Origin of the sequence: Flavobacterium algoriphilum (genome assembly GCF_048158655.1) — a bacterium.
Classification (GTDB): Bacteria; Bacteroidota; Bacteroidia; order Flavobacteriales; family Flavobacteriaceae; genus Flavobacterium; species Flavobacterium algoriphilum.
Genome location: NZ_JBLNKY010000003.1, coordinates 263452 through 279399, shown reverse-complemented (window position 1 = coordinate 279399; position 15948 = coordinate 263452). Strand labels below are relative to the sequence as shown.

Here is a 15948-nt window from a genome sequence, read left to right as displayed (position 1 = left end):
TTATGGCAAGAAAAGTATTTTATAGTTTTCATTTTGATAATGATAATTGGAGAGCGGGACAAGTCCGTAATATTGGTGCGGTTGAAGATGATAAACCTCTTAATGGAAATAAATGGGAAGAGGTTAAGATTAAAAGTGATGTTATAATTAAAGCATGGATAGATAATAATCTTAAAGACAAGTCATGTTTAGTAGTTTTAATTGGTGAGAAAACTAGCGAACGAAAATGGGTTGGTTATGAAATAAAAAAGGCTTGGGAATTAGGAAAAGCTGTTTGTGGAATTTTCGTGCATAAACTGGAAGATGTATATGGGAAACAGTCTACTAAAGGAAAAAATCCATTTCCGAGTCATATCCCAGTTTTTGAATCGGATTATTCGTCTAGTCAATATGTGTATAATGATATAAAAAATAATATTTCTGAACTTGTAGAAAATGCAATTAAAATAAGAAATCAATATAACTAAATTATGGGAAGAAAAATATTTGTTTCATATAAATATGCAGATGAACTGGTTAAAGATTTGAAAAAAAAACGTTTAGTTCTGAAAGAAGGAAAATTTGGTTATATTTCACGTAATACAAAAGCTCGAGATTATGTTGACTTGCTTCAAGATAAAATAGGAAAGGATCATATAAATCTTGGCGAAAAGGACGGAGAAAGTTTGGGTAATTTCTCAGATGAGGCTATTGAAACATCCTTAAAAAATAAAATTAGACAAAGTTCTGTTACAATTGTTTTAGTATCTAAAGGCATGAAGACCAGTGATAATGAAAAGGACCAATGGGTTCCCTGGGAAGTATCATATTCATTGCGTACAGTACCTACGGGCGGCTATACTAAACAAATGAATGCAATTCTTGGAGTTATTTTACCAGATGAAACAGGTACTTACGACTGGTATTATAAACATAATACAGAATGTAATTGCGTAACTAACTTCACAGGGAAATTGTTTAAATTATTAAAAGATAATACTTTCAATATCAAAGAGAAAAAATTTAGAGAATGTGATGAAACAAAAATCCATATAACAGATGAACCCTCTTTTTTTAAAACTATAAAGTGGAGTAATTTTATGTTTGGAACAAATTATAACAATTACATAGATATAGCAATAAATATAAAAAACAATAAAGAACAGTATGATGTTCATATAAATCTAGATTAATTATGAGTTTAATTAATGTTTCACAATTGAGAGGTTACAGAAAATCAACAAAGAGTTATAATCTTAGTTTGAATGAAAGTTTGAGAAATTTTAAAAATGAATCAAAATTCTTAAAAACTAAAATTTTCTTATCGCATAAACATGATGAATTAGAAAATTTAGAAGGTGCTGTCTCTTTTTTGAATAATCATGGAGTTCAAGTTTATGTTGATTGGCTTGATGAAGGAATGCCAAAAACAACATCTGGTAATACAGCTGTCAGAATTAAAGAAAAAATAAAAGAGAATGAAAAGTTTCTTTTATTAGCTACAGAAGGTGCTATTAATTCTAAATGGTGTAATTGGGAACTAGGATTAGGAGATGCTGCTAAATACATAAATAATATAGCAATACTCCCTGTTAAAAATGATTCCTCAGATTTTTCAGGTTCAGAATACTTAGAAATTTACCCATATATTTATGAAATTGAGTATTATCAGTATTTCAATGGAAATTACAGAGATAAAGGTGTTTACGTTGTTTTCCCTACAGTAAATGGAAATAATAAAGTTATGAGTTTAAAAGATTGGCTACAATCAAAATAAAACTTTTAAATAAATACAAATTCTAGAAATTTATTTAATAAAGAAATAAATAGCACTGGGATATACAAAGAGATTTCTGAAAAGCAGGTTATTTCTAGGTAATAAATTATGCTTTGAATAGACTGAATTAAAACTATCCTTGAAATGTAAATTAAAAAAATGCGGTGATTAAACTATTTAATCACCGCATTTTTTGCGGAGAATATTTTTTTTTTATTTTATACCTATTCGAATATTATTTCTAAATCAATTTTGCCAAAATACTAATTTTAAGATAGTCTTTACAATGGTGTAAACAAAATTGTTTACATTTGTATTATGAATACATTAATAGAAAAATACAAAGGTATCCATCCTGGAATAATATTGGAACGCTTACTTAAGAAAAAAGCGATTTCACAACGTCCTTTTGCCCTTTCTATTGGTGAACATCCACAAACAATAAATGCAATCACTAAAGGCAGAAGGAAACTCAATATAGCTCTGGCTTTGAAAATTGAAGAAAAATTAAGTTTAGAAGAAGGATCTCTTGCTCTTTTGCAAACCTATTTTGACATCAAAGATGAAAAAAGTAAAACAAAGCAAAATACTCCAGACTTAACTCTTTTAAGAAAATCTTTATTTTGGGATACTGATATTTCTAAAATTGATTGGCAAAAACAAAGTGTAGCTGTTATTAAACGAATATTTGAACGTGGTAATGATATTGAAAAAGAAGAAATTAAACACTTCTATAAAATTGCAATCGTAAAAGCTGCGCTTGAACAAAGTAATCGTAAACCGTACACTATTTACAATAATAAAGAAAGCGCATAATGTTACACTATAATACTGTAAATGATTTACTGAAAAACAGTTTACTACAATTAATGCAATCCCATGTATTCAATGATTTTAGGCTCGTAGGTGGTACAGCATTGAGTTTACAAATAGGCCATAGAGAATCAATAGACATTGATCTATTTAGTGATTCAGAGTATGGAACATTAGATTTTAATGCGATTGAAAACTATCTAAAAGAAAATTTTCAATATGTAGACTTTTTAAATACAATTCCAGCAATGGGAAAATCTTATTTTATTGGAGAAAATAAAGAAAACACAATAAAGCTGGATGTATATTACACAGACACTTATATTCAACCCTACATTGAAGTTGATGGTATTAGAATGGCAACTATTGAGGAGATTATTGCTATGAAAATAGATGTTGTGCAACGAGGGGGAAGAAAAAAAGACTTTTGGGATTTACATGATTTACTTGAATCTTATGATATCAGTCAAATGTTAGATTTGCACAAGCAAAGATATCCTTATACACATGATAGAGAATTAATAATCCAAAACTTCACATCCTTTCAACAAGCTGATCTAGATTTTAATCCTATTTGTTTTAAAGGTAAATATTGGGAATTTATTAAAGAAGATTTTGAAGAAATCATTCTTAAGTTTAAAAAAACATAATTTGTTTTGTCGCCTTTAATAGCTATTTCATTAAAAATAGTACCTCTTTTGTACACCTCTGCCCTTCTGGTCCCTTTAAAAACAAGGATTGTTACTTATTGTATCGGAAAGTAGCAGACAAAACATAATAAAAAATCTAGTTAAAATATTTATAATCAATATTTTAACCATATTTTTTATTATGTTTTTTATTATGTTTTTTATTATGTTTTTTATTATGTTTTGGATGTTATGTGTTATTTTGATTAAATTTATACCTCAGATGTACCTGAAAATTTGAGATATAAAAAATTTTTTTTTGGCCAATAAAAACAACTCAATAAATTAATATTAATTTACATCTCCTTCAGATATTTAACTGAACAGGTAAATAAATTTATTTCCCCGTTTCAAAGATGAAACTAAGTCTTATTGTTCTGTCCGGCTTCTTTTCATCTACAGTATCACTGCCAAACATTAAGAAATGAACCCTTAACCTTAGCGTAAGCCCGTCTATGCAAATGAGAAAATGTTTACCTCAACTTTTAAACTCGATTACCTTTTTATCCAGTAAAAGGCTCTAATCAATTTTACTGTAACCACTAACGGCATTATTTTTTTTTTCGGTAAATTTTGTAACTGCTTCTTTGATTAATAGTATGGATGGTACGTCAGCCATGGCCTTAAGCTGATTTAGTTTTCTTAACTGCTAAACTTGCTTTTAGCATATCCATCAAATTATCGCTTTGTTTATTTACTATTTCTATTTTCGAAGTGTTAATTTTTTTACCTTTTGATTTTTCCTCAATTCGTTTTAAGAGTTTATCGGTGTAAGTGTCTTTATATTTCTCAATGTCGAATTTTTCGGTTAGCTGTTCTACTAATTTATTTGCCATATCCATTTCTTTGGTGTTAGTTTGTGATAGAGGTGGTAACTTTAATTCAGACGGCTCTTTTATCTCTTGACTAAACCGAATGCGATTGAGTACTATCACATTTTTATAAGGCTTTAGTATTGCCAGGCCTTCCTTATTTCGCAATACAAATGTTGTAACTCCAACTTTGCCTGATGATTGTAATGCATCCCTCAGTAAAGCATAAGCATTCATTGCAGTTTTTTCAGGCTCCAGATAATAGGGTTGTTCATAATAGAGGCTGTCAATCTCCCGTTCGTCAACGAAATTTATTATCTCAATCATTTTGGTTTTAACGGCATCGGCTGCTTCAAAATCTTGATCTTCCAAAATCACATAACCACTATCTAATTTATATCCCTTTACAATATCTGCGTAAGCGATTTCTTTACCAGTGATTTCATTTACCCTCTTGAATTTTATATTAGCGTGGTCTTTACTGTCAAGCATGTCAAGGTCAATAGAACTTTCTTGCACTGCTGAAAATAATTTTACGGGAATATTTATTAACCCGAAGCTGATGGTTCCTGTCCAGATTGGTCTCATAATATTGTATGTTTAAATTATAGTTATTTTTGAGGCTTTGATATTCTTGATAATTATTTTCCTGTTTCCGTATGTGAAGCATCCACAGGTTTTGATTTTGGTGAACCCTTTTCCCTTAAATAAATGGAAAGAAAAATTATTGCAAATACCGACAAAAACTCGCTTTCCAAATTTTCAAACGTTACATCTAAAATGACCGGTAGACAAATACTGCAAAATGCCCACAGTGCTTTGATGGTGTTCATTTAAAAATCATTGTATTGGTATAAACCTGTTAAGGCCTGCGCTATAATAGAAATAACAGCCAGTAATAGAAAAACTATGGTTAGCTGTTATCATATAGAAACGAATCTTTTGTTTTGTTTTTCATATGTGGATACAGTTAATTATTTCGTCTTCACTTTTCTCAAAAACTTCAAACCTTTACTTCTTTATCCCAAATTTACACCCACACCTTCTTGCTCCAATTTCTTCTTATCGGCTTGAAAGAATTTCCTTTAGGCTTCGCTTTTGTATGGCATGTTATTCTTTATTGTATGTTTTAATAACTTTTTCCAAATTAATTCCCTTGCTGAGGACGGGCTTAAAAATATCACCTGCGCTTTTTATTCTTTCTAGAGCATTATAAATTGTAAAATCACTCATCTTCAATCCTTTTTTCACTTCCTCCCAATGCAAAGGCATCGAAACCGTAGCACCCGGTTTTGGTCTTAAAGAGTACGGAGCTGCAACTGTAGCCTGTGCTCGGTTCTGTAAAAAATCAATATACATTTTTCTTTTTCGTACTTTTACCGCACGTTCAATACTTGTATAGTCTGGAATTTCTCTCTCTACCAATGTGGCAATAATTCGTGCAAACTCTTTTGATTGGTCATAAGTATATTTTGCCTCAAACGGAATGTAAATATGTATGCCTTTTGAGCCGCTTGTTTTGGGATAAGAAGCAACTCCCATGCTTTCCAAAATATCTTTGGTAACATTTGCAGCCTCGATAACCTGTTCAAATGTATTTTCAGCTGGGTCCAAATCGATAATACACCAGTCGGGATAATCTTCTGTTTCAACCTTACTGTGCCACGGATTCATTTCAATACAACCCAAATTTGCCATGTAGAGTAGACTTGCTTCATCCTTTACCACCAAATAATTTCTTACCCTGTCATCAGCATCGCTTTTATACTCAAAGATTTCAATCCAGTCAGGAGCTGTTCCCGTCACATCTTTAAAATAGAAACTCTCGCCGTTAATCCCGTCCGGATGTCGGTTCATCGATTGCGGCCTATCTTGTAAATAAGGTAAAATGTAAGGCGCCACCTGATGATAATAATTGAGCATATCACGCTTAGTAATTTTTTCTTCGGGCCAATAAATTTTATTGAGGTTGCTGAATTTTATTTCATGACCATTAATTTCACGCAACTGGGTTTCATCTGTCGGATTCAAAAATGTTTTGAGGTCTTTCGTTCCAGCCGGTTTTACTATTTTTGCTGCGCTTTCTTCTTTAGGCACTATGATTTCATTTGTGTTAATTACTTGCTCTCTAATAACATCTTTTGCTTTTTTATCAATCCGCATGGCTTCAAAAGACGGATGCCGCATAATCCCATCCGTTGTCATTTCAGTAAAACTCACTTCGCAAACCAATTCTGGTTTCATCCAAATTGCTGTTGCATGGGGTGGATTGCGCTGAAAGCGTGATGATTTGTTTATGTCCGGCAGTTCTTTGAAGGGTGGAGTTTTAATTATGTAAGGCTTAAATTGTTTAAGCATTTCTATCTGCAGTTTATCATTAAAACCTGTTCCTACTTTGCCTGTATAAATCAACTCCCCATTTTCATAGAAGCCAAGTAATAATGAGCTGAATGATTTTGAGGAATCATCATTTTTAGTATAACCGCCAATTACCATTTCCTGTCTTTTATTGGCTTTAATTTTTAACCAATCCTTAGAACGACTCCCAGCAGAATAAACACTATCTGATTTTTTTGCGATGATCCCTTCCAATCCCATCTTCTTAACGGTTTCAAAAAATTCTATTCCGCTTACTTCAAAATTTTCGCTGAAGCGAATAGTGTCATTTTGAGGGATAATTTGTTTCAAAATGATTCTTCTTTCACTTAATGGTAGTTGCATCAGGTCTTTTCCATTTATCCAAAGCAAATCAAAAACATAAAAATATAGTACTCCATCGAATTCGCTTCTCCAGTTCTGTAAAGCACCAAAATTTGGTTTACTCTCTTCATCGAGTACTACCACTTCACCATCTACCACTGCATTAATGTTCCATTGCTGAAGGGATTTATGAACAGAATAAAACTTTTCGTCAAAAGATTTATCGTTTCTGGATTTTAATTCTACTTTATCTTTATTACAGAACGCAAGCGCCCGATAGCCGTCCCATTTTATTTCATATTGCCAACCTTCTTTATCAAAAGGCTTATCAACTATGGTAGCAAGCATGGGCGATAACTTAGAAGGGAATGTACTTCGTTTTCCTGCGGTAACAATAATATCAGGTATCGTTTTTTGTTCTTTTTCTTTTTTATTTCTTTCCGATGCAGCTTTTACATCACTGCGATCGTTGAGAGAAGTTTCTTTTTTGCTTTTAACTGAAGATTCTTTTACCCGCTTTGATCTGTAAAAATTAGTCGTTGTTTTTTCTACCTGTTCCAATGTTTTTTTGGAAATAACCGATTTGTCTTTCAAGATTATATCTTCTTTAGAAACATATTTATCTTTCACCTTAAAGAGCAGCCACGCGTTTTCTCCTCTGCCATGCGTTTTTACTAGGGCAAATTCACCTTTCAGTTTTTTTCCGTCTAATACAATATGCAACTTGCCGGCATGAATCCCTTTTCTTAATTCTTTGTCCTGCGTCTCTTTATCTGTACCATTTGCATCTGCGATCTCATAAAAACCTTCATCCCAAACGATAACCGTACCAGCACCATATCCGCTTGGAATTATTCCTTCGAAGTTTCTATAGTCATACGGATGGTCTTCTACCATCATGGCAAGTCGCTTTACATCTGGGTCAGTGGAAGGACCTTTAGGCACTGCCCAACTTTTAAGTACACCTTCCATTTCCAATCTGAAATCATAATGCAAATGCGAAGCAGCATGCTTCTGAATTACAAAGCGAAGTTTATCACTATCTGGATTACCGCCTTTAGGTTCCGGACTTTCATCAAAATTTCGTTTCTCTATATATTTAGTAAGTGCCATGTATATAGTTATTAAATTTTAAGCCACACTTTGCGAATTGTAACTACCTTACATAGTGGAGCATAGCTTCAAATTAATAATATAAAGGTAAGAAGCCCTCTTGTAATTATTATTATATAATTCCTGAAATAAATAACATAATTCTTGAATTATCTACAAAGATGCTACCATTATACGTATCGAGTTTAGTAATAATAGCGTCCAGGCTGGCACAACTGCGACGTCAATGGTAAACACTTAGGCTAACTTATTTGTATTCACGTTTAATACCGTATCTAAATTATGCAAAATAAAATATTAATTATGTAATATGTTCATTATAAATTCATTGTAAATTTATTTTTTTTTAAAATAAAAGGATAAAATAATAATTTAAAGAAACAGTAAAATGGAAAATGAAAAAACAATTCATGTGTTGAACGACCTAGTTGAAATTAATAACGACAGGATTGACGGGTATGAAACCGCGTCTGAAGAAACTGAGGAAGCAGACTTAAAAGCCCTATTTTTTCAATTCGGACAAACGAGCATGAAGTGCAAAGACGAATTAGCACAGGAAATAGTCAGATTAGGAGGTAAGCCCACAGAAAGTACAAGAGTAAGTGGTAAATTTTTCAGGGTTTGGATGGATCTCAAAGCAGCTCTAACTGGAAAAAATAGAAAATTAATTCTGGAATCCTGTGAATATGGTGAAGAAGCAGCTCAAAAAAGCTATATCGATGCTTTAAATGCTCGGGCCGATCATTTGTCGACAGAGCAAAAATCAATGTTAGGGGCACAACTTTCCTCAATTACCGCAGATCATATGAAGGTAAAGTCGATGATCACATCCTTAACTTAGCAGCATTTTCGGTGAATAGACAAGGCGGGAGAATTTAAATATTGTTCCGCTTTTTTTAACCTGTCGCCCGTAGCCGTAATAATTCCTATTTTTTGGTTGCAACACTAATGTTACATATATAAATCCCTAACCTGCGCTAAGTATTCCATCTCTTGAAAAGACATCAATTTAGCTTTTATCAATGATTTTTATTTTTACCTTCGAAGCGTAAAAAACTGCAATAATAACGCTACAATTAAGCATCTTATAAAATTTTAAATCAACAAATTACTATACTAAATTAAGAAAAAATAGTACCTTTAATTTATGAAAAAGCATCACAATATTGTTATAGCTGGAGCCGGTGGCATTGCCGAAGCTGTTTGTTTGTTATTGATAGAATGGAGTGAAGTACCCCCTACTCTTTTTATTGGTGACAGAACCCATTCAAAAGCAAAAAAAGTAGCGCATTGGATTCAAGAAGGAACAACAAAACCCTGTTTCATTAAGGATTTCCACCTTGCTGAAAAAGGTATAACGGATGAAATGAAAGCAATTTTGCTTCAAGGAGATATTATTCTAGACTGCCTTCCTGGTAGCCAAGCACCTAGAATAGCACAATTCGCCAAAGATTATAATTTGCATTATGCAAACCTTACTGAATATGTTTCAGAAACCGAAGAAATAATGACTTTGGCAAAAGATGCCAAAACTGGTTTTGTGCTTCAAACTGGTCTGGCTCCCGGCTATATAGACTTGCTGGCCAATGCACTTTTTCAACAGTTTTGTGCTGACTTTGAAATAGATAAAGTAGATAAACTGGAAATGAAAGTTGGCGCTCTGACCAATCATGCTGTTGCTCCGCATTATTATGGATTTACTTGGAGTCCGGTGGGAGTAGCTACAGAATACCTAAAGGAAACCATAGTCTTAAGGAATTTTAAAAAAACTACACTAGCATCATTATCGGAAAGAGCAACTATCATTATTGATGGCATTGCTTATGAAGACGATCTCACCTCTGGTGGAGCAGCCGATTTACCTGACGCATTATTGGGAAAAGTGCGCTCGCTTGACTACAAAACCTTGCGACATCCAGGTCATTATGATTGGATCCAAGAACAACTTATTAATTTAGGAAATTCACCTGACGGAATTAAAAGCCTTCAAGAAAAAATGGAAGGTATAATTCCTCATATTGAAGACGATAAAATTATTATATATGCCGCAGTTGAAGGTAAAGATGCTTCTGGAATTTTGCGCAGAAGAGAGATTGCAAAATGCATACTTCCTCAAAAAGTAGGAAAACATCAATTGCGAGCCATCCAAACTACTACGGCATCACCATTAGTGCAAGCAGCCCAATTGTTGCTCGAAACTCCTCATAACGGAGTTGTGTTGCAAAGCCAAATAGATCCAAAACAATTTTTAAATGGAAATTATATCGTACGTGTTTACGGCAAGATGTAAAAGAATAACCATATATAATGAAACATCTTTATTTCTTAATTAATTAAAAGGTAACGATTGGGCATCTTTAAATTGTCTGTGAGATTACTATTAAAATTATCGCTATCAAAGCTAAAAAAAGACCAGCAAAATTCATTTTGGTCATTTTTTCCTTAAAAATTAAAACTCCAACAAGGCTGCCAACAATAATTACGCCCATATTCATCCCTGCAAAAACAGTTGACGGATTTTGAACAAATGCTTGATGTGCTTTTAGATAGAAAAGAATATTTCCAAAGTTGAAAACACCAACCAAACCGCCGAAAAAAATATTTCTAATATTTAATGGCACTTTACTGATAGTTACTTCATAAATAACAGCCCCAACCATAATTAGCAGTGCAATCCCAAAAACAACAAATAATGAATTAGTATAAGGCAAACTTGTATAAAGGGCAATTTGTTTAAAAAGAATATCTATAACTCCAAAACCAAATAAAACTACTGCTGGATATATCCATTTATTTTCGGTGTTTTGAGAAGGCTTAACCAGAATGAGTAATAATGCTGGAAAACCAACCAAAATCGCTGCAACTTTTAACATATTGAAATCTTCTCTAAAGAGTAGCCAAGTTGCCAGAATAGGTATAAACAACGAAAGTCGTTGAGCAGCATCCGTTTTTACGATACCCATGTGTTTTATGGATGCAGCTAAAAAAAGAAATATAGTCGGCAACAAAATACCAATCGCGATGTAAATAGCCCATGGTGCCGAAGCTTCTATTGCATTAAGATCTGGACTGAAGAACAAATAACAAAGTATAAGGGCAAATATATAATTTGAGGCTACAATCTGTGTGTTACTTACATTATACTTCCGTGAAAATTTAAATAGTACACCAACAGTTACACTGCATATAATACTTAGAATTAGAAATAACATAGACAATATTTTGACTGTAAAACTACTATTTTATGTTTCTAAATTGTCTTTTAATTAAAGAAAAGCTTAAGGGAATAGTCAAACTCTTAAAATAAAAAACTGAATTAAAAAAATGTAATCACTAGATTTATGTAATTTACAGAAGGTAAAATAACTTTTTATTTTTGCATGAAGTGTAAATCATTAAAATATGGAAAAGTATTATTCTAAAAATAATGATCCACATCTTTCCATTTCGCGAAGATTAACGACGAAAAATCTCGAAAGAGCTAAAGCTTTATTTGCTTCAATAGACATCGATTTTTATTAATCACTCTTCAACCACCCCGTAATACTCATTCTGGTATTTTGGGTAACCAAAACTTCATGAACTAATTCATCACTCTTGAAAAAAACAGTTTTACCCTGAGTAGGTGAAATTTTCTGATTGTTATCCAATTGATGAATGAGTAATTCGCCACCATCACTTTCTTGCCAATTGCTGTTCAAATAACTAATCATGGAGTATTTTCGGCTGGGATTATTCTTGAACTGATCCAAATGTTTCAAATAAAAATCACCCGATTCATACAACGAATAATGAAATTCATACCCCGTTATTCCGGCATAACAACTTTGATTCAGATAAAGAATAAATGCCTCTATTTTAGCAAAGAATTCATTTTCGAATGCATTGTTGTGTTTTTTGTCAAGCCAATAAATAGAATCGCTCCGTATCGCACCATCAAAAGAAAGTTTTTCAGAATTTCCGATTCCTGCAGCCATCAATAAACGTTCCTGATTCAATGTAAGCAGGTTTTGTTTTAAGTTATTGGCCAAATCAGTACTTAAAAAATGTTCGGATATACCTACCTTATTTTCAATATAAGTAGCAATCAAATCCTCAAAGCTATTTTCCATATCTGTTTTTTATTGACTGTTTAGACTGCCAACGGGACAAGGTAGACTAATAAAAACCGTTAGAGACTGATTATAAAATAAATAAAAATATTTATTTATAATTCCTCGTTTTATTGCAATAAAAGAATAAGAAAAAAGGTTTAGAAATAAATCTAAACCTTTTTTATTTTATAATTTACTGATAAAGCTACCGTAAATATCCTTGAACTTATAGCCTTCGGAAAAGCGGTCTTTGCTCAATTTTTTATATTCTACCAAACCCCAAAGAATAAATTCTTTCATGAAAAATAGATCTTCTTTATCCAGCTGTGGTTGGTATTTCTTAATCAAAATTTCCAGCGGAACAATACTTCCTAATATTCTTTCATATTCTTCATTGGAACAATCATCCAATAATTCAAAACCACTTTCGGCAAAAAACCATTCGATGATATCCGTATAAGGCGTTTTTTCGTCTTGTCTTTCTAGTTTTTCAATTTTTGGAAAATAAGCAGGAAAGAAAGTATGAATCGCATCACTTAATAAATGTTGTGCCACAGCGGCTGCTCCCTCCTGCTCTCCTTCATAAACTAATTCGACTTTTCCGGTAATAGCGGGAATAATTCCCATAAAATCAGATAAACGTAAGGTTGTTTTATCTTCTCCAGATTTCAATGCTCTTCTTTCCGCTGTACTTAGTAAATTCTCCAAAGCAGTAATACTCAATCTGGCACTCACACCACTTTTATTATCAATATATTCGCTTTCTCTTGCTTCAAAACTGATTTGTTCCAATAAATCCCTAGCTAACGCAGGCACATGAACCATATCGCTTTGTACTGTATCCAATTTTGCTTCTTGTTCTGTAATGGTTCGAGCAATTTTAATAGTTTCCGGATAATGCGTTAAGATTTGGGAACCAATTCTATCTTTTAATGGCGTTACAATACTGCCACGATTGGTATAATCTTCAGGATTTGCGGTGAATACAAATTGCATATCGAGTGGCATTCGCAACTTAAAACCACGAATTTGAATATCACCTTCTTGCAGAATATTAAACAGCGCTACTTGAATTCGAGCCTGTAAATCAGGTAATTCATTGATGACGAATATACAACGGTTCGCTCTTGGTATCATCCCAAAATGTATCACTCGGTCATCTGCATAGGACAATTTCAAATTGGCTGCTTTTATCGGATCGACATCTCCAATTAAATCCGCAACGGTAACATCTGGTGTAGCCAGTTTTTCGAAGAAACGATCGCTTCTGTGCAACCATGATATTGGAGTTTCATCACCCTTGATTTCAATTATATCTTTGGCAAAACGCGAAATCGGTTGCAAAGGATCATCATTAATTTCTGAACCAGTTACAAATGGAATATATTCGTCCAATAATTCAATCATTTTGCGCGCCAATCTTGTTTTGGCTTGACCACGAAGACCCAACAAATTGATGTTGTGACGCGATAAAATAGCCCGCTCTAATTCTGGAATTACGGTATTCTCAAATCCATGAACGCCTTCAAAAGTAGCTTTTCCTGATTTTATTTTTTCTCTAAGGTTCGAACGCAATTCATCTTTAATACTTTTGCTTAAGTAACCTGATTTTTTTAATTCTCCGAGTGTTTTTATACTTTCTATTTTCATATTATTATTGAAATTATTATTGCTATTGATTGTCCATTTATTCTCGACTACGCTAGAACTCACAACTGACTCTATTTTATTCTCTTTTTACGATTTGTTTCATAATCTTCAAAAATCATTTCGCCAAGTCCTTTCAAACCGGTATAAAATGCTTTTCCTTGATTGGCTTCAGTAAACCGATTTACAAATTGCTGCAAATACGGATCATTGGCAATCATAAAAGTAGTTATTGGAATGTGTAATTTTCGGGCTTGTTGTGCCTGGTTGTAGCATTTATCTACAATATATTCGTCGAGTCCATTACTGTTCATATAATAGGAACCGTCCTTTTCCCGAACGCAGCTTGGTTTTCCATCGGTAATCATGAAAATTTGTTTGTTGGTATTTCGTTTACGACGGAGTATATCCATAGCAAGTTGCAAACCTGCGACCGTATTGGTGTGATAAGGTCCCACTTTCAGATACGGCAAATCCCGGATTGCAATCGTCCAAGCATCATTTCCAAAAACCAGAATATCTAAAGTATCTTTTGGATAACGTGTCGTAATCAATTCAGCAAGAGCCATCGCTACTTTTTTTGCGGGTGTAATTCGGTCTTCTCCATATAAAATCATACTGTGACTGATGTCAATCATCAAAACCGTACTCATTTGCGATTTATACTGCGTTTCTTCAACCACCAAATCATTTTCGGTCAACATGAAACTATCAACACCATTATTGATTTGGGCGTTACGCAAGCTTTCAGTTAAAGAAATTCGTTCCAATCCGTCACCAAAATGAAATTCTCGAAATTCCCCAGTATGCTCATCTCCGTTACCGGAATGTTTGGTTTTATGATTGCCACTTCCCGATCGTTTTAGATTTCCAAAAATATTGTCTAAAGCCTGTTGTCTAATAACGCGCTCTGTTTTGGCAGTAATTCCTATTCCTGAAGTTCCATCGTCTTTGAGTTCATCACGGATGTAGCCTTTTTTCTTTAGATCTTCGATAAAATCATCAATGGTATAATGTTCATCGGTGAGTTTATATTCTTTATCTAATTCACGCAACCAGTCGATTGCTTCATCAAAATCTCCTGAAGTGTGTACGATTAATTCTTTAAAAATACCAAAGAGCTTATCAAACGGAGATTGAAATGGGGCTTCGTATTGCTTGAAATAAAATCCTTTTTTATTGTCATTTTTCATAGACTTTAAAATTACATTATTTTAAAATGTAGTCTAGACAAACGTTTATTAATTTTTAGTTAAAACATAGAAAGCACACCAAGGAAGTTCTTAATCCGAAAAAAACTAATTAAAAAATCTCCCATTGACATAAAACCAACTTCCATTTTCAAGTTTAAAAGTAGAAAGTTCGTGATGAATTTGTTTTTGAAGTTTGCTGTCTAAAAAATAGGCTTTGAATTCTACTGTATTCTCGGTAATGTTTATAATTTCAAGTTTTTGCCATTTGTTGGAAATTGCCCAATCTAGAATTTCGGCTTTAGAATAATATCCTCTCTCAGATACCTGTGTTGTTACCAATAAATAATCAACTTCCTGCGTTACATAAGCGGAATATCTGGAACGCATTAAAGTTTCAGGAGTTGGTGATTTTTGAATGCCTTTAATAATTGGTTCACAACAGTCCTGAAAGTTTTTTTGGGAGTCACAGTAACATTTTTTTTCAATCATTTTTTATATAAAACCTTTTAAAGTGTACCTGTTACTTGTCCGTCAAGCGCAATTATTTTCTGATGCAATTGATTCAATAATACTTGATACTTACTAATTTCGATCAAATCTTCATCTTCTTCAGCAAAGTCAAGTAATTCATCAAGTTCTTCACTAACTTCAACTAACTTATTGTTAGCTTCCTTAGCATTTTTATTGGCAATAAAATCAATTATTTCTTGAACACCATTTTTTAACTCTGAAAATTTATTGTTTTCCATCTTTTATTATTTTTCTAAAGCCTTATCTTCATTGAACTTTTTAGTAATTTGTTTTAGTTTTTCCTTTCTAAGAATTTCAGCTTGTTTAACTTTATCCTGAGCTTTATGCAACTTATCGTTGTGTTTTTTTATGTTCCTCTCGTTATTTCTACTCATGACACTTTCCTTTAAATTATCAAACCAATTATTTGACTTAAGAATTTATGCAAAGTTCGGGTTATTTATTGAAATTCAAATTATTTTTAATTATAGTTTTTTTCTTTTAAAGACCATTTCTCTGGTCTTAAATTTAAAATTTATCACAAGTCAGATACTTTTTTTTACAATTATTAGTTTTAAATTGAAAATGACATTTCAATAAATAAGATTAATACGATTAAAA

General features: G+C 32.6%; 17 protein-coding genes. 7 read left to right on the top strand and 10 right to left on the bottom strand.

From position 1 onward, the window contains the following. Positions 1–2 precede the first annotated feature (2 nt). The 5 genes from ACM55G_RS08280 to ACM55G_RS08260 all read left to right on the top strand — a co-directional run bounded on the left by ACM55G_RS08280 (position 3) and on the right by ACM55G_RS08260 (position 3219). Positions 3–467 (top strand): TIR domain-containing protein, encoded by a 465-nt coding sequence (locus tag ACM55G_RS08280; RefSeq protein ID WP_416843431.1) that lies wholly within the window; start codon positions 3–5, stop codon positions 465–467. A gap of 3 nt (positions 468–470) precedes the next feature. Next, positions 471–1172: a TIR domain-containing protein gene (locus ACM55G_RS08275; RefSeq protein ID WP_416843430.1), complete on the top strand. Its 702-nt coding sequence runs from the start codon at positions 471–473 to the stop codon at positions 1170–1172. 2 nt (positions 1173–1174) lie between these two features. Further along, positions 1175–1756, top strand: a complete 582-nt coding sequence (locus ACM55G_RS08270) for a TIR domain-containing protein (protein WP_416843429.1) — start codon at positions 1175–1177, stop codon at positions 1754–1756. Between the two features lie 318 nt (positions 1757–2074). Next, positions 2075–2572, top strand: coding sequence for a helix-turn-helix transcriptional regulator (locus ACM55G_RS08265; RefSeq protein ID WP_282730038.1), 498 nt, complete (start codon positions 2075–2077; stop codon positions 2570–2572). Beyond that, a complete protein-coding gene (locus ACM55G_RS08260) occupies positions 2572–3219 on the top strand; it encodes a nucleotidyl transferase AbiEii/AbiGii toxin family protein (protein ID WP_416843427.1) in 648 nt (215 codons plus the stop codon). The genes ACM55G_RS08265 and ACM55G_RS08260 overlap by 1 nt, the downstream gene beginning before the upstream one ends. A gap of 662 nt (positions 3220–3881) precedes the next feature. Here the strand turns inward: ACM55G_RS08260 and ku are convergent. From ku to ligD, 3 genes are all read right to left on the bottom strand, one after another. Further along, positions 3882–4658: a non-homologous end joining protein Ku gene (ku, locus tag ACM55G_RS08255; protein ID WP_416843426.1), complete on the bottom strand. Its 777-nt coding sequence runs from the start codon at positions 4656–4658 to the stop codon at positions 3882–3884. Positions 4659–4711: 53 nt separating this feature from the next. After that, entirely contained in the window at positions 4712–4903 is a 192-nt protein-coding gene (locus tag ACM55G_RS08250; RefSeq protein ID WP_416843425.1) for a DUF6766 family protein, read from the bottom strand. 277 nt (positions 4904–5180) lie between these two features. Beyond that, positions 5181–7883: a DNA ligase D gene (ligD, locus tag ACM55G_RS08245; protein ID WP_416843424.1), complete on the bottom strand. Its 2703-nt coding sequence runs from the start codon at positions 7881–7883 to the stop codon at positions 5181–5183. Between the two features lie 388 nt (positions 7884–8271). On the opposite strand from ligD, the gene ACM55G_RS08240 reads away from it, so the two are divergent. Then, positions 8272–8724, top strand: a complete 453-nt coding sequence (locus ACM55G_RS08240; protein WP_416843423.1) for a ferritin-like domain-containing protein — start codon at positions 8272–8274, stop codon at positions 8722–8724. A gap of 306 nt (positions 8725–9030) precedes the next feature. Next, the gene (locus tag ACM55G_RS08235; protein ID WP_416843422.1) at positions 9031–10173 is read left to right on the top strand and encodes a saccharopine dehydrogenase family protein; all 1143 of its coding nucleotides are present in this window, start codon (positions 9031–9033) and stop codon (positions 10171–10173) included. Between the two features lie 67 nt (positions 10174–10240). Here the strand turns inward: ACM55G_RS08235 and ACM55G_RS08230 are convergent, their stop codons facing one another. The 7 genes from ACM55G_RS08230 to ACM55G_RS08200 all read right to left on the bottom strand — a co-directional run bounded on the left by ACM55G_RS08230 (position 10241) and on the right by ACM55G_RS08200 (position 15722). After that, a complete protein-coding gene (locus ACM55G_RS08230; RefSeq protein WP_416843421.1) occupies positions 10241–11095 on the bottom strand; it encodes an EamA family transporter in 855 nt (284 codons plus the stop codon). 306 nt (positions 11096–11401) lie between these two features. Continuing rightward, positions 11402–11995 carry a 2OG-Fe(II) oxygenase gene (locus ACM55G_RS08225; protein WP_416843420.1) on the bottom strand — a complete coding sequence of 198 codons (594 nt, stop codon included), beginning with the start codon at positions 11993–11995 and terminating at the stop codon, positions 11402–11404. A 168-nt stretch (positions 11996–12163) separates the two neighbouring features. Beyond that, on the bottom strand, positions 12164–13627 hold the full coding sequence (locus ACM55G_RS08220; protein ID WP_416843473.1) for an AAA family ATPase: 1464 nt from the start codon (positions 13625–13627) through the stop codon (positions 12164–12166). A 71-nt stretch (positions 13628–13698) separates the two neighbouring features. Then, on the bottom strand, positions 13699–14817 hold the full coding sequence (locus ACM55G_RS08215; protein WP_416843419.1) for a vWA domain-containing protein: 1119 nt from the start codon (positions 14815–14817) through the stop codon (positions 13699–13701). Between the two features lie 105 nt (positions 14818–14922). Further along, positions 14923–15306: a YchJ family protein gene (locus ACM55G_RS08210; RefSeq protein ID WP_416843418.1), complete on the bottom strand. Its 384-nt coding sequence runs from the start codon at positions 15304–15306 to the stop codon at positions 14923–14925. A gap of 17 nt (positions 15307–15323) precedes the next feature. Further along, on the bottom strand, positions 15324–15566 hold the full coding sequence (locus ACM55G_RS08205; RefSeq protein ID WP_416843417.1) for a hypothetical protein: 243 nt from the start codon (positions 15564–15566) through the stop codon (positions 15324–15326). 6 nt (positions 15567–15572) lie between these two features. Continuing rightward, positions 15573–15722, bottom strand: coding sequence for a hypothetical protein (locus ACM55G_RS08200; protein ID WP_416843416.1), 150 nt, complete (start codon positions 15720–15722; stop codon positions 15573–15575). Positions 15723–15948 lie beyond the last annotated feature (226 nt).